The sequence below is a fragment of the Metamycoplasma auris 15026 genome, assembly GCF_000367765.1.
Lineage (GTDB): Bacteria > Bacillota_I > Bacilli_A > Mycoplasmatales > Metamycoplasmataceae > Metamycoplasma > Metamycoplasma auris_A.
Map to the genome: position 1 here is coordinate 86,014 of NZ_AORI01000012.1, position 24,622 is coordinate 110,635.

26 protein-coding genes, 2 tRNA genes and 1 rRNA gene are annotated in these 24,622 nt (G+C 27.8%); 10 read left to right on the top strand and 19 right to left on the bottom strand.

What is annotated here, in order from left to right:
- Window positions 1-23: 23 nt before the first annotated feature.
- Window positions 24-437, bottom strand: a complete 414-nt coding sequence (locus MAU_RS03105; protein WP_004425352.1) for a hypothetical protein — start codon at window positions 435-437, stop codon at window positions 24-26.
- Window positions 438-603: 166 nt separating this feature from the next.
- On the opposite strand from MAU_RS03105, the gene MAU_RS03110 reads away from it, so the two are divergent.
- The gene (locus MAU_RS03110) at window positions 604-2,298 is read left to right on the top strand and encodes a ribonuclease J (protein ID WP_004425354.1); all 1,695 of its coding nucleotides are present in this window, start codon (window positions 604-606) and stop codon (window positions 2,296-2,298) included.
- A gap of 144 nt (window positions 2,299-2,442) precedes the next feature.
- Window positions 2,443-4,890: an MAG6410 family transglutaminase-related lipoprotein gene (locus MAU_RS03580; protein ID WP_004425355.1), complete on the top strand. Its 2,448-nt coding sequence runs from the start codon at window positions 2,443-2,445 to the stop codon at window positions 4,888-4,890.
- A gap of 47 nt (window positions 4,891-4,937) precedes the next feature.
- Here MAU_RS03580 and recO read toward each other — a convergent pair whose 3' ends face one another.
- Together recO and rrf are read right to left on the bottom strand one after the other, a co-directional pair.
- Complete coding sequence (gene recO, locus MAU_RS03120; protein WP_004425356.1) at window positions 4,938-5,597, bottom strand: DNA repair protein RecO; 660 nt, start codon at window positions 5,595-5,597, stop codon at window positions 4,938-4,940.
- 36 nt (window positions 5,598-5,633) lie between these two features.
- Window positions 5,634-5,737, bottom strand: a 5S ribosomal RNA gene (gene rrf, locus MAU_RS03125).
- A 247-nt stretch (window positions 5,738-5,984) separates the two neighbouring features.
- Here rrf and gpmI point away from each other — a divergent pair.
- Window positions 5,985-7,499 carry a 2,3-bisphosphoglycerate-independent phosphoglycerate mutase gene (gene gpmI / locus MAU_RS03130; protein ID WP_004425358.1) on the top strand — a complete coding sequence of 505 codons (1,515 nt, stop codon included), beginning with the start codon at window positions 5,985-5,987 and terminating at the stop codon, window positions 7,497-7,499.
- 49 nt (window positions 7,500-7,548) lie between these two features.
- On the opposite strand, the gene MAU_RS03135 is transcribed toward gpmI, so the two are convergent.
- From MAU_RS03135 to dnaA, 10 genes are all read right to left on the bottom strand, one after another.
- Window positions 7,549-8,343 (bottom strand): dimethylarginine dimethylaminohydrolase family protein, encoded by a 795-nt coding sequence (locus MAU_RS03135; protein ID WP_004425360.1) that lies wholly within the window; start codon window positions 8,341-8,343, stop codon window positions 7,549-7,551.
- Between the two features lie 146 nt (window positions 8,344-8,489).
- Window positions 8,490-8,566, bottom strand: a tRNA-Arg gene (locus tag MAU_RS03140).
- A 5-nt stretch (window positions 8,567-8,571) separates the two neighbouring features.
- Window positions 8,572-8,646: transfer RNA gene (locus MAU_RS03145), tRNA-Cys, on the bottom strand.
- A gap of 107 nt (window positions 8,647-8,753) precedes the next feature.
- A complete protein-coding gene (gene rsmA / locus MAU_RS03150) occupies window positions 8,754-9,518 on the bottom strand; it encodes a 16S rRNA (adenine(1518)-N(6)/adenine(1519)-N(6))-dimethyltransferase RsmA (protein WP_004425361.1) in 765 nt (254 codons plus the stop codon).
- A 3-nt stretch (window positions 9,519-9,521) separates the two neighbouring features.
- Entirely contained in the window at window positions 9,522-10,289 is a 768-nt protein-coding gene (locus tag MAU_RS03155; protein ID WP_004425365.1) for a TatD family hydrolase, read from the bottom strand.
- Entirely contained in the window at window positions 10,290-10,991 is a 702-nt protein-coding gene (locus MAU_RS03160; RefSeq protein ID WP_004425367.1) for a 5-methylthioadenosine nucleosidase/S-adenosyl homocysteine nucleosidase, read from the bottom strand.
- Between the two features lie 77 nt (window positions 10,992-11,068).
- A complete protein-coding gene (gene rpmB, locus MAU_RS03165; protein ID WP_004425369.1) occupies window positions 11,069-11,266 on the bottom strand; it encodes a 50S ribosomal protein L28 in 198 nt (65 codons plus the stop codon).
- Window positions 11,267-11,340: 74 nt separating this feature from the next.
- Window positions 11,341-11,577 (bottom strand): RNA-binding S4 domain-containing protein, encoded by a 237-nt coding sequence (locus MAU_RS03170; protein WP_004425371.1) that lies wholly within the window; start codon window positions 11,575-11,577, stop codon window positions 11,341-11,343.
- Between the two features lies 1 nt (window position 11,578).
- The gene (gene dnaN / locus MAU_RS03175) at window positions 11,579-12,676 is read right to left on the bottom strand and encodes a DNA polymerase III subunit beta (RefSeq protein WP_004425373.1); all 1,098 of its coding nucleotides are present in this window, start codon (window positions 12,674-12,676) and stop codon (window positions 11,579-11,581) included.
- A 13-nt stretch (window positions 12,677-12,689) separates the two neighbouring features.
- Window positions 12,690-14,063 (bottom strand): chromosomal replication initiator protein DnaA, encoded by a 1,374-nt coding sequence (dnaA, locus tag MAU_RS03180; protein WP_004425374.1) that lies wholly within the window; start codon window positions 14,061-14,063, stop codon window positions 12,690-12,692.
- Window positions 14,064-14,666: 603 nt separating this feature from the next.
- Between dnaA and rpmH the strand changes: the two genes are divergently transcribed.
- From rpmH to yidC, 3 genes are read left to right on the top strand one after another with little or no spacing between them, the layout of a single operon-like run.
- Window positions 14,667-14,813: a 50S ribosomal protein L34 gene (gene rpmH / locus MAU_RS03185; protein ID WP_002881399.1), complete on the top strand. Its 147-nt coding sequence runs from the start codon at window positions 14,667-14,669 to the stop codon at window positions 14,811-14,813.
- A 45-nt stretch (window positions 14,814-14,858) separates the two neighbouring features.
- Complete coding sequence (rnpA, locus tag MAU_RS03190; protein WP_004425376.1) at window positions 14,859-15,191, top strand: ribonuclease P protein component; 333 nt, start codon at window positions 14,859-14,861, stop codon at window positions 15,189-15,191.
- Window positions 15,175-17,208: a membrane protein insertase YidC gene (gene yidC, locus MAU_RS03195; RefSeq protein WP_004425377.1), complete on the top strand. Its 2,034-nt coding sequence runs from the start codon at window positions 15,175-15,177 to the stop codon at window positions 17,206-17,208. Before rnpA ends, yidC begins: the two co-directional genes overlap by 17 nt.
- Window positions 17,209-17,270: 62 nt before the next feature.
- On the opposite strand, the gene MAU_RS03200 is transcribed toward yidC, so the two are convergent.
- Entirely contained in the window at window positions 17,271-17,681 is a 411-nt protein-coding gene (locus MAU_RS03200) for a hypothetical protein (RefSeq protein ID WP_004425378.1), read from the bottom strand.
- Window positions 17,682-17,790: 109 nt separating this feature from the next.
- Here MAU_RS03200 and MAU_RS03205 point away from each other — a divergent pair, with 109 nt between their 5' ends.
- Both MAU_RS03205 and MAU_RS03210 read left to right on the top strand, forming a co-directional pair.
- Window positions 17,791-18,831: a nicotinate phosphoribosyltransferase gene (locus tag MAU_RS03205; protein ID WP_274517392.1), complete on the top strand. Its 1,041-nt coding sequence runs from the start codon at window positions 17,791-17,793 to the stop codon at window positions 18,829-18,831.
- The gene (locus MAU_RS03210) at window positions 18,831-19,478 is read left to right on the top strand and encodes a hypothetical protein (protein ID WP_004425380.1); all 648 of its coding nucleotides are present in this window, start codon (window positions 18,831-18,833) and stop codon (window positions 19,476-19,478) included. The genes MAU_RS03205 and MAU_RS03210 overlap by 1 nt, the downstream gene beginning before the upstream one ends.
- Before the next feature lie 99 nt (window positions 19,479-19,577).
- Here MAU_RS03210 and MAU_RS03215 read toward each other — a convergent pair whose 3' ends face one another.
- From MAU_RS03215 to mutM, 5 genes are all read right to left on the bottom strand, one after another.
- Window positions 19,578-20,567, bottom strand: a complete 990-nt coding sequence (locus MAU_RS03215) for a DHH family phosphoesterase (protein WP_004425381.1) — start codon at window positions 20,565-20,567, stop codon at window positions 19,578-19,580.
- Window positions 20,554-21,531, bottom strand: coding sequence for a DHH family phosphoesterase (locus tag MAU_RS03220; RefSeq protein WP_004425382.1), 978 nt, complete (start codon window positions 21,529-21,531; stop codon window positions 20,554-20,556). Before MAU_RS03220 ends, MAU_RS03215 begins: the two co-directional genes overlap by 14 nt.
- 217 nt (window positions 21,532-21,748) lie before the next feature.
- Complete coding sequence (locus MAU_RS03470; RefSeq protein ID WP_004425383.1) at window positions 21,749-22,408, bottom strand: Mbov_0283/Mbov_0339 family surface lipoprotein; 660 nt, start codon at window positions 22,406-22,408, stop codon at window positions 21,749-21,751.
- A 112-nt stretch (window positions 22,409-22,520) separates the two neighbouring features.
- Window positions 22,521-22,781, bottom strand: coding sequence for a Smr/MutS family protein (locus MAU_RS03230; protein WP_004425384.1), 261 nt, complete (start codon window positions 22,779-22,781; stop codon window positions 22,521-22,523).
- 5 nt (window positions 22,782-22,786) lie between these two features.
- Window positions 22,787-23,611 carry a DNA-formamidopyrimidine glycosylase gene (mutM, locus tag MAU_RS03235; protein ID WP_004425385.1) on the bottom strand — a complete coding sequence of 275 codons (825 nt, stop codon included), beginning with the start codon at window positions 23,609-23,611 and terminating at the stop codon, window positions 22,787-22,789.
- Window positions 23,612-23,680: 69 nt separating this feature from the next.
- Here mutM and MAU_RS03240 point away from each other — a divergent pair, with 69 nt between their 5' ends.
- On the top strand, window positions 23,681-24,148 hold the full coding sequence (locus tag MAU_RS03240; protein WP_004425386.1) for an L-threonylcarbamoyladenylate synthase: 468 nt from the start codon (window positions 23,681-23,683) through the stop codon (window positions 24,146-24,148).
- A gap of 4 nt (window positions 24,149-24,152) precedes the next feature.
- A complete protein-coding gene (locus MAU_RS03245; protein ID WP_004425387.1) occupies window positions 24,153-24,608 on the top strand; it encodes an RpiB/LacA/LacB family sugar-phosphate isomerase in 456 nt (151 codons plus the stop codon).
- The last annotated feature ends 14 nt before the right edge of the window (window positions 24,609-24,622 follow it).

The following is a 24,622-nucleotide window of genomic DNA, read 5'->3' on the forward strand; positions in this document are numbered from 1 at the left end:
TTTTATATGTACTAAAAAATAGTTTAAGCATTTTCAGGATATATTCTTTTTTTAACTGCAATGGCAATATTACCAAAGCCTGAAATAATTCAAAGAATGGGAAGAAGTGTTGTAATAAATAAAATTACTTTTCCAAAAGCTTGCGATTTTCAACTAGCAATTGATAAGATAATAAGATCTAAAATATATGTAAGAATAGCAAGAAAAATTCCAACTCCTAGAATTATAAAAATCATTTTTTTGTCAATCAAATTTTTTAATAATTCAACAATTCTTCCAATTGTTTCTTTAAAGCCTTCTTTTTCAAAATTATCAGTAATAACCTTAATATCTTTTGCTGTTGCTTTAACAAACAAATAAATACCTGCTGCAATAAGGGCAATTGCAATAAGTTTAATGATTATTGATACAATTGAAATCTTTCTTTCACTTGTCATACTTTTGCCTCTTTTTTTGTTTTAATAGTAATAGTTTGGAAACTAATTTTTTATCAAAATTATTAGATTATTATAACAAATTTGCTAAAATAATCTCTAATAAAAGTCTATTGTTATTTTCATTTTATAATAATTTTTAAACATATTAAACACATGGAGAAGGATTATGAATCCAACAAAAATTTTTGGTTTAGGGGGGATGCAGGAGATTGGAAAAAGTACTCTTGTGATTGAGTATGATAAACATATTTTCATAATTGATACTGGAATTAAATTTTCTGATACATTCATCACTGGCGTTAATGGTTCAATCCCTGACTTTAGTTATCTAGCAAAAAATCAAGATCGCATTGAAGGTCTTTTTATAACTCATGGACATGAAGATCATATTGGTGGAGTGCCTTATTTAGTTCAACAAGTTAATGTCAAAAGAATTTATGCTCCAAGAATTGCCATTCAATATTTGAAACTGAAATTTACAGACATGAAAATAAAAACCCATGTTGAATTTATTGAAATAAACAAAGATTTAGTTGCTGATTTTGGTGATTGTAAAGTTGACTGATGAACAGCGCAACACTCCATTCCTGATGCTTTTGGAATTCGCATTAAAACACCCAATGGCAATTTAATGATGACTGGTGATTTTAGATTTGATTACACACCAATTGGAAATCTAACAGATTTTTCGAAGCTTAAAGAAATTGGTAATGAGGGACTAGATGTACTTTTTTCAGATTCTACAAATGCAATGCGTCCAGAGCATTCTCCTTCTGAAAGCGATATTCTAAAAGACATAAAAAAATACATGGTGCAAGCTGAAAGAAAAATCATTGTAACAGCTTTTGCTTCTAATCTAACAAGAATTAAAGCTATCATTGAATTAGCTGCAAAACTTGGTAAAAAAGTTATTGCTTTTGGGCGTTCGATGGTTGATAATATTGACATTGGAAAAAGACTTGGATATATTAATGCTCCTGAAGAGATTTTCATTGATAAAAAAGCAATGTCAAAATACAATGAAAATGAGCTTTTGATTTTAACTACTGGATCCCAAGGCGAAGAAATGGCTGCCCTTGCAAAAATGTCATATGCCAAACACCCAAATGTAACAATTAAGCCGAAAGACGTTGTAATTTTTTCATCTAGTCCAATTCCTGGAAACCGTTACAAATGTGAACTTTTAGTTAACCGTTTATATAAATTAGGTGCAACTATTTATGAAAATGGAGTGGACGGATATCTTCATACTTCTGGACATGCTTATAAAGATGAACACAGAAAAATCTTTGAACTAACAAAGCCAAAATTCTTTATGCCATACCATGGTGAATATCGAATGAGCGTCGTGCATGGCCAAACTGCCATTGAATCAGGCGTTAATCCAAATAATGTTTTAATTGCTAATTTAGGAGATGTTTATTACTTAGATCGCCACCATCTATATCTTTCTGATGAAAAAGTGTATTTTGGTCCTGTTTATATTGATGGTAATGTCCTTTCAAAAGCCAATACACAGCTAATCAAAGAAAGAATGGAATTAGGTGAAAATGGTTTTGTGCATGTTGTAATTGCAATCAATAAGAAAAAAAATATTATTCTAGGAAAACCAAGAATCGTTTCACGTGGTGCATTTTTTGTTAAAGAAGAACTTCATCTTATTGAAGAAGCAAAAAGATTAGTTCATGGAGCAATCTTGTACACAATTAAAAATGAAAAAGAATGAGAAATTCCAAAACTAAAACAACTTATCATTGATCGTTTGGCGCCATTCTTCTATAAAATCAAAAGAAGAAATGTTGTTATTCTTCCAACAATTCTTTTTACTGATGCAAAAAAAGATGAACCCCAAATTGATTAAATTGCAATATTAAATATCAAGCATCTATTGCTTTTTTTAAGAAGCATGCTTGATATTTTTTTCTTGAATAAAAACAAATTTCATGTAAAATTCATTCATTAAATTTAGGTTTGTAGTACTTGTAAAATAAGGAGAAGAATTGGTATGAAAAAATCAAATAAAATGCTTTTAGGAATGCTTTCTTTAAGTTCATTTTCTTTATTTCCTATTTTTCTTTCAAGTTGTGAAAAGAGAAATGAAAAGATTAATGAAATTATCAATAATCGCTCTGAAAATAATTTTGCTGATTTCAATTTAAATAAGAATAAAAAACCAAAAGAAAAAGAAAATTACATTGAAAAATCTCCTACCACTAAGACAAAAATAATTCCAGCTTTGCCTCCAAAAATTAATGAAACTATTTCAAACAATTTTCCTCAAAATAATTCATCTACACACTCTTCAAATTCAATTGAAAAACCAATAAATAACCCTTCTGCAACTTCTTTACCAGCTAATGAAATAAATAAAATAGAAACTAAAGAAATTAACGAAATTGCTGAAAAAAATGAAGTTATTGAAAGCCCCATTGATAATAAAATTGAAGTTAATAATCACATTGAAAATATTGAAGAAGATACAAATAAGATAGAAATGAGCAATGAAGAAATCAGCAATTTCTATCCTTCTCAAAATAATAGCCATATTGAACCCAAAAAACTTAGTGTTGATGAAATTAAAGATCTAATTATCAATAAAATGTATGCTTCAAATTACTATGAAAGTCCTGATTTTGTTTTAGAAAACAACACTGTTAGTTTGAATAAGAAACTCGAAGAAAACGAAACAATTAAACTGAAATTATTAGACGCTAAAACTAAAAATGAAATAAATAATGTAAGATGATTTCAAAGATTAAGATATCTTAATGACTTAGTTTTAGAAGAAAATCAAGATGATCCTAATTCATCAATAACTCTTACAAGTAATGGAATGATTAAAAAGAAAAAAACTCCAGAAGCACATAAAAATGATATTGCTGAACTTTGAGGTGAGCATCAGGGATTTCTATACAAAGTTTTAGTGCATATTGGCGGTGAGGATGAAGAAAGAAGAGTTTTTGAAGAAGAAGAATCTAAAAAGAAAGCTAAAGAAATTACTAAAGATTGAACTTCTTTACCAATTTTGCAACAAATTAAAAAAGCTCATGATTGAATTGTCCAAAATATTATGTATGTAGATACTAAAGATATCTGAAAAGACCAAAGTGCTTATTCAGCATTAGTTCAAATGCAAGCAATTTGTACAGGTTATGCAAGAGCATTTAAAATGCTTATGGATGAATTAGGCATTCCAAGTAGCATTATTACTGGAGAAATGGACCAAAGTTTATATCCAAACTACCACACACGCCATGCTTGAAATCTTGTTGAAATTGATGGACAATGGTATCATGTTGATACTACCACTGACCATATTATTTATCAAACAAATAAAAAGAAGAAAAGAAACAATAGTGATATACCAATGAGCTATAAATTCTTTTTAATTCATGATAATGATTTTGGTAAAGGTAATTCTTATTTTAATTATTTTGAAAAAAGAATGGGTCAAGATTTTAGAAGTTTTTATCATTTAGAAAATGGTTCTTTTGTAAAAAACAAAGAGGAAGCTTTAAAACAATTTGATAGATTATATAGCCCTGAAGATGCTAATAAGTTGCCAAAATGATTAGATTTATATGGCAATGAAAATCTTTTTGAAGAAATTAAAGAAGCTTTTTTATCTAAAGGATATAGAATAAAAAATTCTGCCTTAATTAGAGCTAATGATGAGAAAACCTGAAAAATGGGATATCGGAAATTTAGATTTGAATTTGATAATGAAGAATTAAAGAATAAACTAAATAAAGAAAATATTGATTTTAGTATTGAAAAACATTCAGAATTGATTTTAAAAGTTACCCTTGATAAAAGTAAAATTAAGAATGATAAATTAGATGCAGCCAACTTTTTAACAAACAAAGGATTAGTTAAAAAAGTAGAAGAAACTAGCGATGGTTATTTAGTTTATTTAGATCATTTTGAAACTTATGGAAAAAAAGAAGTTAAATTAGAAATTAAAAAATTTGGTTACAAATTTAATTCAAAAAATAACTCAATTGAATTAAATATTGAAAAACATCAAACTCCGCAAGCTAAGCTTATAGCAATTGATTCCAATAAAGCAATTTTAACTAATGTAAAAGAAGGAATGGAGTATCGTAATAATTCCTTAGAATGAAAAGAAATTAAATCTGATAATTTTGAAATTTCTGATTTAGTGCCAGGAAGTATTTCTGTTCGTTATAAAAAAAATAATAATAAACTAGCTTCAGATATTCAAACTATACAAATGCATAAAGCCTCAGATATTGATAACCAAATCAAAACCCAAAATAACACATTAATTGGTGTTAATGCAATGATGGAATATCGTCTGAAGAATACACAAAAATGAATTCCAATTCAATCAAATAAAATTACAAATCTAAAACAAGGAACTTATCAAATTCGAACAAAAGCAAATAATACAACACTAGCTTCCCAAACTTATGAAATAACAGTTAGTTAAAGAAAAATAAAATTACGAAAACTGCAGTTTTTTTCGTAATTTTTTTTTTAAATTATTGAATTAAGAATTTCTATCATTTGTGCATTGATTTTGATTGAAATATTTTCATCAAATTCATTTACAAATCTAAAAAAATCATGCTCAAGTCAATATAAGGCTCTTAGATAATTCGGATCTTTATAGTTACTTGAATGTTGCTTGCAAAGAAAACCTCCCTTATAAAATTCAAAATCAATAATGTTATTTTTATTTTTGCATTCAACACATGCATCAAAATTAGGTTTCATACCGTAAACTCTTAATAATTCAAGCAATACAAGACTAAAACTTTGGTTAGGATATCTTTCAAGATTATCTAAAAAAATTTGATACTTCTTAAAATCTAAATTTTTATTATTAATGTAATTTAAAAAATGCAAAACTGAATTATAGATATATTGCAAAAGTGGATTTAGTGGAAAAAAAGAAATTATCTTTGCTTTTTTTAGTGTACTTATTTTGTCAATGAACTTGGATTTAATTATTTCAAGATTAACTAAGGCTAAAATTGGCATATTAAGTTTATTTTTAGATTGGGGTTTTTGAATGCCTTTTGCATACAAAAACTTAATTCCACCATCAACTAAAACCTTAATAATTCCATCATTATCTTGATGATTTCTAACTTCTAGAATAATTCCTTTAGTTTCATATTCACGATTTTGCATATTAATATTAATTTTATAGCAAAAAAAGCATAAAAAAAAGAGCAACGACCTATTTTCCCTTGCGGTATCGTTGGCACTGAAGGTCTTAACTGCTGAGTTCGGAATGGAATCAGGTGGGCCCCTTCGTTATGGTTGCTATGCATATTATTATATATAAAAATTTTTTATTTACAAAAAATATTTTATTTTTTTTAAAAAATATTAAGCTTCTTTTTTTAGAGATACTTGAAATAGAAACTTACACAATTGTTATTTAATATATTAAATACTTCTTTAATTAAGTCTCATCTAAATAAACAGATTTTTATTAAATATATAATTTAAATCACAGTTATAAAATTTAACAATATATAAATAACAAATTATTTTAATTATCAAGGAAATAACGTGGATAAAAAAAAGAAAATTATTTTAACAATCATTGATGGTCTTGGACTTAGAAAAGAAATTCAGGGAAATGCTTATGCACAAGCATATCATCCAATTTTTGATTATTTATTTGCAATGTGCCCTAATTCAGTATTGCAAGCTTCAGGTGAATATGTTGGGCTTCCTAAAAATCAAATTGGAAATTCCGAAGTGGGACATTTAAATATTGGGGCTGGAAGAGTTGTTTATACAGGACTTTCATTAATCAATAAAGAAATTGAAGATAAAACTTTTTATAATAATAAGATTTTAAATTTAGTAATTGATGATTCAATTAAAAAAAATAACACTCTACATTTAATGGGGCTTCTAAGCAATGGAGGAGTGCATTCTTTAGATAATCATTTATTTGAGATAATGAAATTAGCTAATAAAAAGGGCTTAAAAAAAGTTTCAATTCATATTTTTGGGGATGGAAGGGATGTGAAACCTCAATCCATTAATGACTCACTTATTACATTAAAAAAATTATCAAAAGAATTTGGTTATCCAATTTCAAGTATCAGTGGGAGATTCTATGCAATGGATCGTGATTGAATTTTTGAACGTAATGAGTTAGCACTAGAAGCAATCCTAGGAAAATCCAAAAATATATTTAATGATATTAATGCATACATTGAAGACCAATATGAAGAAAAAATTTATGACGAATTTTTTGTGCCAGCACAAGCTAAAAATGGTGTTTTTTTAAAAAATGATGACAATCTTTTATTCTTTAATTTCCGCCCTGACCGAGCACGCCAATTAAGCCATTTAATTTTAGGGAGCAATCTATATTCATATGAACCAAAAAATAAGATTAATATTGGACTATTTGTTTCAATGATGAAATATGAAGGTATTAATTCATTAATTGCTTTTGAAGAGATGAAAGTTAATAACCCTTTAGGTGAGGTGCTTGAAAAAAATAACTTTAAGCAACTACGTTTAGCTGAAACACAAAAATATGCCCACGTTACTTTCTTTATGGATGGTGGAAAAGAAATCTTATATCAAAACGAAGAAAGAATACTAGTAGATAGTATCAAGGCAAAATCTTTTGCTGATTATCCACATATGTCAGCAAAAGAAATTACTGATAAATTACTTGAAAAAATTAATGATTTTGATTTTGTGATTATGAATTATGCAAATCCTGATATGGTAGGACATACTGGTAACTTGCAAGCCACAATCAAAGCAATTGAATTCCTTGATTTACAATTTGAAAGAATTCTTGATTTTGTTTCCCAAAATGCTGATGAAGTAACTTGATTTATAACAGCAGACCATGGTAATGCTGAAATTACTGAAGATATAAATAACAAACCTGCAACAAAACATACAACTAGTCCTGTAATGTTTATTAGCAGTGATAAAAGTATTGAACTTCAAAATGGCTCTCTTTGTGATGTAGCACCTACAATTCTAGATTATTTAGGAATTTTTCAACCTAAAGAAATGACTGGAAAAAGTTTACTTGTTAAAAGTTAAATCAAATAAAAATTAAGGTTTAAAAATAACAAACCTTAATTTTTTTGTTTTAGAATCTTAGAGATAAGCAGCTAAGTCCACCATCAAGTTTCTTAAATTCAGAAGTATCACAAGTTATTACCCTATAGATGCCTAAATCCTCAATTTTTTTTAGAACTTTTGGATAACCTTTTGGAACTATTACTGTTTCATTTACCCAAATGCAATTTGCTGCATATCCTTCATCTTTTTCAACAATAATTTGGTTGAAGTCTTTAAATGTTGGATAATGAATAAATTCACCAGAAATCAATAAGTTATTGTGTTCTAAATAATTAACGCCACTTTTTAGATGAAGCATTTCAGTCATTGGTACTGGAATACATTTCTTGTTAACTTTCGCTAAAATATTATGAAATTGACGAATACCTTCCCGATTACTTCTTTCAGACATACCAACATAGTAAGTGTCTTTTACCATCATCACATCTCCACCATCTAAAGTTCCTGGAGATTCAATTTTAAAAATATGTTCTTCGTCAAAAAATTGTTGTAAGTAAGGTAGCATTTCATACTTTTCAGCATTCCGCGAAGGCGCTCCTGGATTAGTTAAAATTGCAATTTCACCAGTTACTATAACGGCGGCATCTTCAACAAAACATGAGTCTGGAAAATCTTCATTTCTTTTTGCAATTGTTACTTGTACATTACAACTTTTTAGAGCCTCAATATATTTGCTGTGTTGTTCAAGTGCTAAAGAATAAATAGGCTTTCCTAATTCAGGAGCTGAAGTAATTCCATTTACCATGGAAGCAGCAGGAATTTTTACAATAACATTTTTAAACTTGTTTTCAAATCTTTCCATATCTTCTAAAATCTTCTTTCTTTTTTAGTTTGATGAACATCAGTTTTTTAAAACTTTAGTTCATATCTTTATTTTAACAAACTAAAAAAAGGCAAAATAAAAAAACACATCGCTGTGTTTTTTAAAGGAGGGCAATTTTTTTGATTTGGCGCGCCCGGCAGGAGTCGAACCCGCAACCTTTTGGGCCGTAACCAAACACTCTGTCCAATTGAGCTACGGGCGCAAATTTGGAGCCACCAACCGGATTCGAACCGGTAATCAAGGTGTTGCAGACCTATGCCTTGGCCGTTTGGCTATGGTGGCGCAACACTTATTTTGTTACGCCTATAATTATATTACTTTTTAATTTAATTCATAGTTTTTGTAGCGAATTTTTTAAAAAAAATTCTTTTTATTTTTGCATGCTGAAATTATTTAACAAATTCTTTAAAAAGTACCTCAAATTGTTTAACATTTAGACTTTCAGCACGCGCATTTATAGCAATGTTATTTGCTAAAAAAATAGCTTCTATTTCTTCTTTTTTGTATTTAGTTAGCAAGTTATTTAGCAGTTTTTTTCTTTTAAATTGGAAGCATAATTTTATAAAATCTAAATACTTATTTAAATCAAAATTAATTTGGTTTTTAAAAGTAATTTTTAGCACCATTGAATCTACTTTGGGAGCTGGATTAAAATTGGAAGCCTTGACAATTAAAACTTTTTTAATCTCAGCCACACTTTGAATTGCAACACTTAATTTACTATATTCTTTGGAATTCGGATTTGCAATTAAACGCTGACCAACTTCTTTTTGCACCATAATTACTGCATGTTTTAAATAAATAAAATTATTGATTAACTTAAAAATAATTGGCGAAGTAATATTATATGGAATATTGCCAATTATTATTCTTTTATTAGATGCCTCTAGATTTGCTTCCAAGAAATCTTGATTTAAGAAATTAATATTATTAGGTAGTTTTTTATCAATTCAAAGTTGATAAATTTCTTTATCTAATTCATATGCGCTTAAACTCTTAACTTCATTTATAAGTAAATTAGTTAAAGCCCCAAGTCCTGGACCTATTTCAATAACATCTTCATTTGCAACACAAGCGGCGTCTACTATTTGTTTTTGAATATCTTTATTTATTAAAAAATTTTGCCCAAAGCTTTTTTTTGCTTTTATTTCCATAAATTAAACTCCAAAAACATTTTTAATATTATCCCTTATTTGCTTAACAAAATCTTCTTCACTTATTTCCTTAAGAGTTGCTATATATGCATATGTATATTTGACATATGGACTAATATTAGGTTTACCACGCATTGGTGTAGGCGCTAAATAGGGAGTGTCAGTTTCAACAAACATCCGGTTTATTGGAATTTCTTTGACTGCTTCTTGTAAGCTTTTGGCATTTTTAAATGTCACAACGCCAGAAATTGAAAAAAAGATATTCTTATAAGGAAGTAATCTTCTAACAAATTCCGCATCGCCACTGAATGAATGCATTACAATCTTAAGATTTTTATATTCATCTTTAGTAATAATCTTAAAAGCATCTTCAAGGGCATCTCTTATATGAAGCATCGCAACGATATTATTTTTTTTAGCTACTTCTAGCTGAGAGATAAATGATTCTTTTTGAATTTCTTTCGAAGGAGAATCTTCATAATGATAATCAAGTCCAAATTCACCAATTGCAATTACATCATCATTGATTATTGATTGCAAAAATTCGCCATCTTCTTTCCCTTGGGCTAGCGTTGGATGAATGCCAATAATTGGATGCATAAAATCTTTATCCTTGGCACATAATTCAAGTAGTTCAATTGAATCTTCTTTGGATGTGCCAACAATAAAGATTTTTTCAAGATCTTGCTTTTTTCAATCGCTTACTACTGCATAAGGATCTGAATAATATTCTTTAAAAGGATGTGTATGAATATCAATATATTTAGGCATTTAAATCTCCTTAAGAGTTGCTAAAAAAACTTCTAAGACTTGCTTTTTTCAATCATTCATTCTTGTTAAATAATAATTTTCAGTCGCAAATAAATTATCAGAAACAACTTTGATTGCAGCTATTTCAATATTAAGGGAATTTGCAACTTTAATTAAAGAACAAACTTCCATATCAAGTAGCGAAGTGCTACTAAAATTAATTTCAATAGTTTTTATATCATTAAAAGCAAAAAATCGATCAGCACTTAAGATATTACTAAATTCCAAATTTAAAAATTGCTTAAGTTTGGAATTTAGGTTTTTTGATGTTTGAAACTCATATTCATTGTCAGGCAGCTGACCTAATTTATAACCTTCAATTGCCCTTAAGTCAACATCAAAAAAATAAGCTTTATCAATTAAAAAAGTTTGTGTTATTTTATTTTCTTTTTTTGAGCTTCCCACTGGACCTATATTAATGATATTTGTAACACAAAATCCTGCTTCTTTAAGTTTTCAAATTGCATTAGTTAAAGCAAAAGAAGCATTAGTTTTGCCAACTCCACAAATTAGTAGTGCATAGTCTTTTTGAAAAACTAGGTTAGTATAAATAGACAAGCTAATTTGTTTATATTGATAAAGAACTTGATTCAAAATATTCGTCTTTGAATCAAGGTTAATTTCAGTTTGTTCAGCAAAAATAAATAATGTAATTTTCTTCATAAATTAAGAGTGATTTTTTATTTTTAGAATAAAAAATTCTTGGCCTTTTTTATCCAAGAACTTATTATATATTGAAATTAAGCTACTAAACCATATTTTTTTAAAGTACGTGCATTCTTTGCAGTAACTCTTACAGTTTTTTTAGATCCATTGTCAGCTAGAACGGTTACTTTTTGCAAGTTAAGATCAAAAGTTCTTTTTGTGGTGTTAAGTGCATGTGATCTTTTGTTACCACTTAAAGCTTTTTGACCTGTTAATTGATCTCTTCCTGGCATGATTTCTCCTTATAAAGTATTACATAAAAATAGTTATCTTAATATTTTATATTAAATTGATTTTATTTTAAAAATTAATTTGATTTTGAAATGTTATCTTGTGGCGCTTTTTTAATGATATAAACTTGGTCATCAATTCAAACTACATCACCAACTTTTATTTTGGCATTTCTTCCTGGCGCTTCTTTGTCATTAATTCTTACATTGTGGACTTTTAAAAAATATTTTGTTAATCCTCCTGTGCGACATAAGGAAGTTTTTTTAAGAAATTGACTTAGTTTAATTTCTTCTCCGTATATTTCAATTTTCATCCTAGAAACCTCTTTGTGGTGTAATTAAATGAAATAAATTTGGATTTGATTCTGAAGTAATAACAATCCGCATTTTATCGGCCGTTAAAGATAATTTAATTTCATCATCAAAACTTTGAATTGCATCTTTTAAAAATCTTGAATTAAGGGCTAATTTCAATTCAGGTTCAGTGTAACTGAAGTTTTTAGATTTAATTTCTGCATTGGCTATTTCTTCACGTGTAGATAAAATAGTTAACAAATCATCTTTGATATAAAGTTTGATTTTATTGTAATTTTCAGAAATAATAACAGAGGCTTTATTTAACAACTCATTTAACTCTTTTTTAGAAATTAAAAGTGTGCTAGCAAAGGTTTTTGGAATGATTCTTGAAACATCCAAATAAACTTGGTCTACCACTTTTGATTCAATGATAGAGCCATCCATTTCAAACAAGATTTTTTGGTCTGAAATGTTTAAAATCACATCGCCATTATAATCAAAGTTTAATAAATCTTTAAGATTTTTAGCTAAAACACTAATGTTGAAATTAATATCGCTATCAATCTCAATAACTTCTTCAGCATAACGATATTTATCAGTAGCTATTAGTTTTAGTTGTCCATTTTGTGCTGAAAGATTAATGCAGCATAAAATGATATTCGTTTCAAGCACACTTGCAGCAACAGCCACATTTTTAACCATACTCTTAAACTTTTGTCATTTAATTTTAACTTGATCTCCATAGATTGAAAAATCAATCACTGGATATTCAAATGCATTGTAAAGATTCAAAATATAATGGTCATTTTCAGTTTTTACTTCAAGCTTTGTTTCGTTTGCTTCTAATATAATGTCATTGTCCAATTTTTTAATGATGCTGCGAAACAAATGTAAGTCAATTAAAATTTTCCCTGGCTTAATAATTTCAGCTTCCAAAAAAGTTATGATACTATGTTTTACACTAATTGTGCCATTGGAACCAATTAGAGTAATTTGGTTGCCTTCAGCAACAATTAAAATACCTTTTAATTCTGGAATAAATGGATTGGGATCAATTGCTTTTGCTACTCTTTCAATAACTTGGTCCAATAGCAGTTTATTAATTCTTAATTTCATTTTTTTATCCTTTTTAGATTATTTTCTTTAATATGTTTTGAATCTTATCAATTGCATTTTTTAATGAAGAGTTGCTTTGCATATTTGCCTCAATTCAATTTAGCGAAGCTATAATTGTTGAGTGTGCTTGGTTACCTACCATTTTGCCTATTTCTTTAAGTGTAAAATCAAAATTATTTTTTAAAAAATAAGTAATGATTTTTCTTGGAATAACAATTTCTTGAGTTCGACTACTACTCATGATTTTTTTCTTATCAACATTGTAGTATTTGCAAACAGTTTCAATAATTCGCTCAGGTGTAATGCTTTCTTTTGATCTTGTGACATTTTTAAAAATGCTTTGCATTGTTTGTAAATCATAAGTAAAGAAATCATCTCCTTCAGCAAATAATTTAATCCGACTAATGGCTCCTTCAATAGAACGAATGGAAGATGAAAAATTTCTTGCGATATATCTAAGAGCATTATCTTCCCAAAGTTCCACATTAATATTATTCTCTTTCAGTTTGAACTTCAAAATTGAAATAACATCTTCAAGCTGTAGATTATTAATTTCAATTGTTAGCCCGCCTTCAAATCTCGTTAGAAATCTTTGTTCAAAACCCCCAAGGTCACTAGGTCCTTTATCTGCACAAAAAATAATTTGTTTGTTATTTGTTTTCATTATGTTTATCACATTAAACAAAACATTCAGTGTACTTTCTTTACTACCATATTGCTGTACATCATCAAACATCAAACAATCATAAGAGGTTAATTCATCAATAATCTTATTAATTTGTTCTTGGTTTTTTTGTCTTAATTGTTCTACTAGTCTTCTTGTTAAAATATCCGGATTAATATATAAACAAGTTTTATTTTGTTTAGCAAACTCATTTCCTATTGCATGTAGTAAATGCGTTTTTCCAAGTCCACTATTTGAATGAATAAAAAGCGGATTATATTCATCAGTATATTGTAAACAAATTCTTCTAGCAGCCTTTAGTGCCATCTTATTGAAATTTCCCACAGCATAATTATCAAAAGTTAGATTGTTTTTTACATTATTATTAATCTTTGTTTCAACTTCATTTGCAACTATGAAACTCGAATTTTCTTTATTATTAAGTTCTTTAATTTCATCAAGTGAACTAACAAAAATAATAAAAACTTTTTTTTCTAGAGCATTAGTAATTGCGCGCTGAATTGTTTCAAGAAATCTAGACTTTATAAAATCAATAATGTGGCTTGGAACTAAAACATAAGCATTACTGTTTGAAAAATAAACAAGTTTTAAGCTTGAAAAAAAACTGTTATATGTCATTTCATCACTTGCTGTATTTTTTAGTTCATTTTGAAAAATTTGATTACTAATATTTAGATTTAATTCTTCATCTTTATATTTCATATCTTAAAATTATATTTTATTGATAAGTATGCGAATTTAAATGTGAATTAATTAACTTTTTAAACATAATTATTAACATTTTATTAACACTATAAAAACTTATTTTTATTCTTAAATTAAGTTGAAAAAATATACCTATTTACTTAATTGACATCGCTTTTGTTAGTTACTTAAAAAATGTTAAAAAGTAAGTTAATAAATGTGTTATTTATAATAAAAAAACAAAATAGCAATAAGCTAAATTAAGTTAATTTATTTTCCTTTTTAATTTGTTTTTTTAAAATGAAAAATGACAAAAAAACAACTGAAACTGAAGTGAATTTATTGAAATTAAGTCTTGTTAAGTCTAAAAATAACTTAAGACTTTTGCTTAAATTATTTGGTGTTTTTTTAAGATTAAAATACCCTTTTAAAGCAATATAGAAATCCTTAAGTTAGATTTCAAATAATTAGTTATATTTCTAAGTGAAATAATTAATTTAAGAGTAATAAATTTATGATGAATTTGATAAAATACTTTTACTAGATTTTTGGTAAAATATTAAGAAGTATTTTAATCTAATAAAAAATCTTAATTAATAATTAAAAAGGAGAAGGATTCATATGAAAAGAACATATCAACCTAAGAAACGTAAACACATTAAAGTGCACGGTTTTATGGCTAGAATGCAAACTAAAAATGGTCGTAAAGTCTTAGCTGCTAGACGTGCTAAAGGTAGACATAAATTAACTGTATCAGATGAAAAATAATTAGAAATCCAATTTAAAAATTAAATTTGAATTTTAATAAGCTTTATGGACAAAAAAAACGTTGTCAAAAAAAATTGGGAATTTCAAAAAATAATTGATAGTCGCAATCAAATTATTTCAAGAAATCTAATTGTTTATTTCACTAGATCTGACCATTTTAGAGTAGGAATTTCAATCCCTAAACAATTTGCAAATGCAGTTCAAAGAAATCACTATAAAAATCAAATAAGAGCAATCTTAAGAAAAATGGACACAAATAATATCAACTATGATACTGTCATCATTGCAAGAAAAAATTTTCTTAATTTATCTTGAGAGCAAAAAATATTGGCAGTTCACAAAATTTATGAAAGGATAAGTAATGGCAAAAAATCATAATTCTAAACATTATGATGCGTTTAGAATTAACAAAACGCCTGAAGACAAGCAACCAAAATATATTTGGAAAAAAGTTTGAAAATGAATTAAGATTGCTTTCATTATCTTTTTTATTTCAATTGGTCTTGTAGGTTGCGTCCAATCGTTTGCGACAAAATCAGGAAACAAAGTTGGTAGCGGGCATGAAATCTATACTAAAGCTGACTATGTTTCACCAAATATTGCTACTCTAAGATGAAATGAAGATCGAAACGAATTTATTGTTCCTAACACTAATTCAAAAACAGGTATTGTTGCCAATACATATCTTGGTTTAGAAGATAAAAAGCAAATTGAAGCCTTAAGAGAACAAGATAAAAATAATGGTGGAACTTATGGCATTTATGGTGGAACTTCATTTGCTCTTCAACTACAAAAACCAAACCATTCAAATTCCGCAAACAAAACAAGTTGACAAAATATTTCCAATATTAACATCACAAACAAAGACGGAGAAAGAGGTGTTGTTTATGGAAATGGAAAAAACCATATTTATGTTAACTTTGGTGATGCTAAAGGAAATGGAAAAACCCAAACATATACACCAGTAAATGAAATAAAAAACATTTATATTCCATCTTCAATCGTCTTTGAAACATATAATAAATACGAAAAACAAGAAGATGGTAAAGAAGATAAGGTTATTTTTAAAACAGATTACTCGCATATTAAGAAGTTAAATATCTCAAAAACTTCTCTATCAACAATTGCAACTAAAAACATAGATAACATTCTTCTTTCAGATATTTTTACAACATTAGTTGGCGAAACTTTTAAAATTTGAGTTAATGATCCAAATAATCGTTCTGGTTTTGCCCAAGCAATTGCAAAGAAAAATAACAAATCAATTGAAGATTTAAAGAAACTAAGCAATGCACAATTAATTGATGAATGAAATGCCTATATCTTAAAGTTTAAAGATTCAGTTGGCCCTGGAAAAATAAGTAAAAAAGAAGGATTTGAACTAAATAAAATCTTTAATGCAACTGCTGCAATGTTCAACAGTTACACTCAAATTACTTCTTTAAGTAAATCTAACTATAAGATTAAAGATGAAAAATTAAATGCTGAAGTAAATCTTTATCAATATTCACCAATTAATCCATCAGGTAACTATAATGAAGCAGCTTGAAAAAACAACTTGTTGTCAGCTGATTCATTAATTCCTCAAAAGCATATCATAACATATAAAGATCACTGAAGCTATGGACCATTTTATGGATTCTTTATGTATCCAGTATCACAATTTATGAATGCTATCATAAGAAGTTTAGGTACGACTGGTTGAAGCATTGTTTTAGCATTAGTTATTACTGTTATTATTGTTAGACTTATTACTTTCTTTTTAACTGCTAAATCTGTCTTTAGTACACAAAAAATGGAAGAACTAAACCAAAAGAAAGCAAAAATTGATGCCAAATATCAAGCATACAAAGCTGATAAACAAATGCAACAAAGAAAACAAATGGAGATAGCTGAACTATACAAAAAAGAAAAAATTTCTCCTTTTTCACAGCTTGTATCTTCATTTATAACGCTTCCTATATTAATCGTTGTCTTTAGAATTATTTCAACGCTACCAGAAATTAAGCAAGCATTTCTATACTCAGTGCAACTTTCAGCAACTTCACTATATAGAGTATTTAAAGCTGGTGAGATGCAATATCTACCTATCTTAATTCTTTCTGTCGGAGTGCAAATTGTAGCGCAATTTATGCCTAAAATTCTGCAGCTGCGCAAAAAGAAATTCTTACGTGTCGATGCTTACCAAAAAGCTGAAATGAAAAAGGCAAGTAAAAAAACAATTCTTCTCCCTATAATTCTTTCATTTATTGGTGTCCTATTTAGTGCCGGATTGCAAATTTATTGAATCATAGGTGGTATATTTACTATTATTCAAAGTGTCATTGTCCATTACATTCAAAAAACAAAATGATACAAGAATAAATTAAGTCCATGATTGTTTAAAACAGTATAAATGAAAAATCAAGCAATTAAATTAAGCTTGATTTTTTTATTTTTATTTTTCTGGAAACTAACCTACACAACTAATTGAGTTGAGATTGCTTCATTTTCATATTTTTTATAATGAATTAAACTGATTGAAGAAGCAAATATTGCATAGATTGAAACAAAAGGAATAATTAAAATTACAGCTAAAAGAAATCTAACAAACATTTTTCTATCATTTTTCTTTTTTGCTAGCAAAATGCCTTTAATTGAATTAATGATTACAAGCATTGCGCTAATAAAAAATATTCCAAAAACAACACTATAACTTATTCCATAGGGAATAAAATTAAAACCTTCTTCACTTTTTAGTTTGATATATAATGCAATTGCAACAGAAATAAGCATCACTAAACTAACAAGGAATCAAAGTCCGCTTCAAAATTGGAAGCGGCATATTACATATTCATCTGTCTTTTTTTGTTTTGGATTTTTTTCCATATTTTTTCCTTTTATAGCAATAAAAAAAGCTATTTATTTGTGGCTAAAATTACTATTATTACAATTAGTTATTAATTATATAATTATAATATTAAATAATCTTAATAGATTGCTTAAAAAGCAATTACTAAGTAGGTATAAAATGAAATTAAAAGATTATATTTCAATATATTTTTTTAAGACAAATAAGATTTCAAAAATCTACAAAAAAAACGACATTGTCACACTGCAATTTTTTCAAAGACATGATAATGTCAAACTGTGTGGGATTAATGAAGTTTTAAATTTGCTAAAAAAACATACTGATATTAAAAAATACACAATTAGATATTTAGAAGAAGGTAGCATCATTAACAATAAAGAAGTTGTCCTTGAACTAGAAGGACATTATTCTTTATTTGGCATTTGAGAAGGAATTATTGATGGCATTCTAGCGCGTCAAACTTCGATTGCAACAAATGCCTACTATATAAAAAAAGAAGCTAAAAACAAGCAAGTTGTAAGTATGGCAGATCGAGCCGACCATTACATTAACCAGCTTAATGATGCCTATGCACTTGAAGTAGGAGGTATCGATAATCACTCTACTTTAGCTGCTTCTTCTTTTAATTACAAAAAAACATATGGCAGTATGCCACATGCTTTAATTCAAATGTTTAATGGTGACACTCTAAAAGCAGTAGAAGCTTTCCATGAAACATTTCCAAATGATAATCTAATTGCCTTAGTTGATTTTAATAACGACGTCATTAAAGACTCTTTAATTTGTTTAAATAAATTTAAAAAAGATTTATGAGGAATAAGAGTTGACACCTCCCAAGGTGTTTCTGACAAAATGTTTGAAAATGAAGAGCAAAAAGAATATGGCGTAACTCCAAATCAAATTAAAAGATTAAGAGAAGCACTAGATAAAAATAATGGTCGTCATGTAAAAATTATTGTTTCTTCTGGTTTTAATGCTAAAAGAATTAAAGAATTTGAAGACCTAAATACACCTGTTGATATTTATGGAGTGGGCGCTTCTTTACTAAAAATATGAATTAATTTCAGTGCTGATGCAACAAAATTAAATGGTAATTTAGTAGCAAAAGTAGGTAGACACTACAGCCAAAATAAAAGATTAAAAATCTATAAAGGAGAAAAACTCTAATGAATGAAAATGAAATCAAAAGAAAAAACATTAAAGATTCCATTTTAAATATTCTTGGTTTTTTTGTCATTTTTGCTTTTTTAGCAATTGGGATCATTCTTTTTTTAGGTGCCACTAAAAAACTTGGGAAAATTAATTTAGCTGGCATTATTGCTTGTTATATTTTTGGAAGTTTATTTTTACTTATTTTTCTTTTAATTATTATAAAAATTATTTTAATTCTTAAATCCCAAAACAAATATGCCAAACAAGCAATTGATGTCAATAAATTATTTGAAGATATGCCCCTAAATGATGAAGAAAAAAAAGTCAATGCTCTATTCCTAGATGCTTTTAGTTCTGAGATAAATAATCTAAATATTTTGTTTGGTGCATTCTATGAAATTGAAAAGAAAAGATATAAAAAAGAAATTGATTTAACTTCTTCAAAAATCAGGATGCTAATGCAAAAAATGATTATGGAGGGCATTGAAGAATTTGGTTTTTTTGATTTATATTTAGTCATTGATTTTGCCAAAACAATCAATAAAAAATTCATCTGAAAAAGTGATTTTAAAAAATATAAAACTTACTTTACTTACATAAGAAATATTCATCAAACAGCAGATGATTATATTTATGATAAATATATCAATGTCCAACAATAAAGACTTTTAAAAACTAATAAAAGATTGCCCTTTAAAAATTAGAGCAATCTTTTTTTTATTAGTTTTTTTAGATTAAAAAAATGCTGAAGGTGCAGCATTTTAATTGTCATAATTTTCTAGAATTTTAATTTCTTCTTCTAAGTCTTTAATAATTAAAGGAATTAAATTTGGATCTGAAATTTGGGCTCCAGAAGCTCGATGATGTCCACCACCACCTCATTTAATGGCTACATTTCGCACACAAGCGCCATTTGATCTAAATTCGCAGCGGATTTGGTTTTCTTTTTCTTGGGTAAAAAATACTCATGCTTTATTATCATCAATAGAAGATAAAAGAAATGGCCGATTTGCCTTAAGAGGATCATCAATACCAAATTTCTTTTGGTCTTCTAAACTAAAATAGAATGAAACAACACCATTTTTAATTTGCATATTTTGTTGCACAAATGAATTGATTTTAATGTCAGCAAAGCTGCGAATTGCCATGTTTTCAAAAATCAAATCTTTTTTTGCCCCCTTAGATCAAAGTCAAGCAACTAAAAACATGGATTTTTCATCTGTTAAATTAGTAGTTAATCTTACTGAATCAGTATAAATTCCTAAAAATAAATATGTTGCTGCATCAACATTTACTTTTCAATCTAAAAAATAAGCTATTTCAGCAATTTGTTGGGCTGCTGCAGGAGAAAAAGGGTCAACTCAAACAAGTGATGCATTTAAGTCATCATCATTTGGATGGTGGTCAATTCTTATTACTTCATCAAAAACATTATTATCTAAAAATTCTCGGCATTCTAGTCTTTCTTTAAAATTAGCATCAACTATTATTCCTAATGAATCATCGATTTTTTTAAGTTCTAGTTTGTCCATTGCAAAATCTAAAAATGGATAACTATTTTTTGAATCTCCAATTGTATAAACATTTTTATCTGGAAATGTTTCTTTAATTAGATTCTTAAGTCCAAATTGTGAACCTAAACAATCTCCATCTGGGCGAATGTGATGAAAAATAACTATGTTTTTGTGTGCTTTGATTTTATTTTCAATATTTTTAAAAATTGCAAGTCTTTCATCACTAATTTTTATCATACTTTTCAACCTCAGCTTTTAAATCACTAATGATATTTTTCATATCAGCCTTTGATCTTGCTGTAGCGCCAGCGGCAACTTCGTGTCCACCACCTGGTTTGTATTTTTCACAAATATGATTAATTCAAATACCATTTGATCTCACACGCACTCTAATAGTTCCATCTGGCATATCAATAAAAAACACTCAAACTTTGCAATCGCCAATGTTAGCTAAAATGTTTACATCATTAGCTTCATTATCCTTGAGATTAAATTTCTTTTGAATTTTTTTAGTTACATAGAAGTGTAGTACTTTGCCATCTTTTTTGTAGTTAAGTAAAACATAAGCTGCAAATCTAACTTTTCTTTCGTCTCTTTTAGATAAATCAAAGTTAACATCTCAAACTCTAAAATTGTTATTTTTATGCAAGTAAGCCATAACTTCAAATGTTCTTTTTTGCACATATTCATATTGGAATCTACCTGAGTCTGTGTTAATTCCTAAATAAATATATCTAGCTGCTTTTTCAGTTACTACTCATTTAGCTTTCATTGCAATATAACCAATTTGTTCAGCAGAAGCTGCATAAGTTGCATCTTCTCAAGTGTAATCATAAGGAACATCTGGATCAACAGGATGGTGATCAATTCTTAGAAGGTGTGTAAAGTTTTTTTCTTTAATGTAATCTGAAAGTAAAATTCGGTGATATGAGTTAGCATCGACAACAACTCCTAAAGAATTATTAAAGTATTCTTTTGGTACATCTTCAAATTTATCAAAGTCTCATTCCATAAATGGAAATATTCCACCAGTATCTCCAAAAACAAATACTCTTTTTTCTGGAAAATTCGTTTTAATTAATTCTCTTAATCCAAATTGTGAACCTAAACAATCTCCATCTGGGCGAATATGATGAAAAATAAAAATATTATCATGAGATTCAATTGCATTCTTTGCAATCTCTCAAGTATTTTTGGCCATTTTTTCTCCTAATTAAATATATTTGACTTATAAAGTAATCTTTAGAATTATTAATATATAGTATGAAAAATTATAATACCAAAATTAATAATCAAAGGCAATCTACACCAATAAAGAAGTACAAGTGGTATGCAAGATTGAATTTGATTGAATCTTATTGAGTATTGAGAATTAAAAAAGATTAATTAGTATAAAAAAAGTAGGCTTCTAGGAAGTGCTACTTTTCTTTAACTAGATTTTCGAGGTCGGTAATTGCTTTTTTAATGTCTTCTCTACTATCTTCGTATTGTTTTATACCAGAAAGTAAATCTTTTCTTCTTTTTTCTTTATCTTCAAAACCTTCTTTAATGTCTTTTTTGACTTGTTCTAGATCTTGTTGAAATAGAGTGTAGATTTCAGCAATTCCTTTTACTATAGAACCAAAAGCAGCATATTTCTTAATAATTTCTTCACCTTTCTCTTTATTTTTATCAAGTATTTGAGTAATTAGGTCGAGAAGTTTTTTTGCTTCTGGACCATATTCTTTTATCTTGTTTAAATAGTCTTCAACTTCTTTTTCTATATCATTTGGTGCATCACTTGGCATTCCTTCTGATGGATTTGATGGATTATTATTTTCTGGATTATTAGAACTACTGCCCCCAGAGCTATTGCCATTTGCATTGCCATCATTGTTTGTATTGTCGTTTTTGCCACCTTCATTTGGGTTAGTAGCATTTCCATTACTATTAGAATTACCGTCTTTATTTCCGTCTTTATCTTTGTCAGTTTTATCTGTATTGTTTTCAGTTTTTTCTTTCTTACATGACACTGCAGCTAAAGGAATTAAGCTTCCAAATAAAGTTGCACTTATCAATAAAAATTTCTTTGCTTTCATAACTCAAAATATAACACAAAAAACTAAAAAAACAAGTTAACTACAATAATTAACTTGTTTGCATTATTAAACAAAGAATAATTTTAAATACTTTTTTTAAACTAAAGAAGCCTTAATCAAAGTGTCGTTTAAATCTTTTAAAGACACGAATTGCTGATTGGCTTTGATTAAGGAATCTATAGTTATATCTTTCTTTTTCTAATAAATCCAATACAACAAATTTAAGAGCGCCGCTACCATTTCCTGTAATAATATCAAAGAATTCGTAGTTTCTATTTTGCTCAAAAGAAAATAAAGCATTTAATACAGAAGCCGTTGCTTCAGTGGTATCTTGACCATGAAGATCAATACTAAATGAATAATCAAAATTCATAATGCTTAATATCTCCTTTGGCAACTGCTGCATAAATAAGTTCCCCGGCCACTAACTTTGATTTTTTCTACTTCATCGCCACAAACCTTGCATCATTCAAGCTTATCATTATGAATTTTAAGATGTTCTTGGTAAGATCCTATTTGTCCATTAAAACTTTCATATGTATGAATAGTAGAACCTCCCATTAAATAACTTTGATCCATAATTTCTTGGGCATTTTTAAGAATTTCTTCAAGTTTTTCTTTGGGAATGTTTTTAGCTTTACTCAAAGGGTGTACTTTTGAAGCAAAAAGAGCTTCGTCAACATAAATATTGCCAAGTCCAACTACATAAGATTGGTCTAATAATTTTGATTTAATAGATGAACCTGAAGTAGATAGTTGTTCATACAATCAATCAATATCAGTATCTTTAGGCTCGGCTGCCATTTTTACTAGCGGAGATAAAAATAAATAGTTATCTTTGTTTCTTAGATGCATTGTTCCAAACATTCTTGTATCTAAATAATGCAGTTCACTTCCATCATAAAAAACAAATTTCACCATTACATGCTTATTTGGCTCTGTTTCTTTTTCAAAGAAACGGTATTTTCCTTCCATACGAAGATGCGATAGCAAAATAGCATCATTATCAAAATGAAAAATAATGAATTTTCCTATATTAGTTATATCTATAATAGTTGCATCATGCAATCTATCTTGAAATTCTTTTGGACTATATTCTTTAAAAAGTTTTTCTTTGAAAATTTCAATCTTTTTAATTTTTTTAAACAAGATTGCTTCTTTTAAGTTTTTTATGACAACTTTAACTTCTGGTAATTCAGGCATATCTTATTTATTATATTATCTTTATTTGCTTTTAATTACTTAAAAGTGTATAAGTTATATAATAAAACTATGACAAATAAATACAATAAACTTTTTATTTCAACTACTGATACAGTTCTTGGAATTGGAGGACCTGTAGATAAAGAAACTCTAGATCTTATCTATGAAATTAAGGGTAGAGATAGAAATAAAAAATTAATTATTTTAGTTTCATCAATTAAACAAGCAAGAACATTTAAAGAATGAAATATAGAAGCTGAAAAACTAGCTAAAATATATTGACCTGGTGCTGTTACTTTAGTTGTTAATGACCAAGGTTTTCGTATGCCAAACCAAAAACCTCTTTTAGATTATTTGGAAGCAAATGGGCCAGTTTATATGTCAAGTTGTAATCTTTCTAATGCCCCTGTTTGCAGAAGCATTGAGAATGCCAAATTAATTTTTCCTGAGATTACAAATATTTATAATTTTGGACCAATGAGCCAAAAGCCAAGCAAAATCATTCGAGTTGAAGATAAAGAAATTTTAAGGGATTAAACTTATGAAAATAAAAATCACAAGTGACCATGCTGGTCATGAAGCAAAAATGGAATTAGCGCGTAGATTACAAAAGGAAGGGTATGAAGTAGAAACTTTTGGTTCTATGGATCCAAATACTTCTATTTCATATGCTGATGTTGGCATTGAATTTGCTAAAGAAGCAAAAAAACATATCAATGAAAAAGATACAAAATTTGTTGCATTTTGCGGATCTGGTATTGGTATTTCAATTGCTTTAAACCGTTTTAAAAATATCCGCTGTGCGCGTGTTTCATCAAAAGAAGAAGCAAGACTTGCTAAATTACACAATGACGCAAATATTTTATGCATGGGAGGCCGCCTTTTAGAAGCTGATGCTGTTGAAGAGATGTTTCATACATGAGAACATACTGAATTTGAAGGTGGTAGACATTTAGCTAGAATAAATAAACTTGATGAAGTTGGCCAAGATAAATAATAAGCATAACCTTT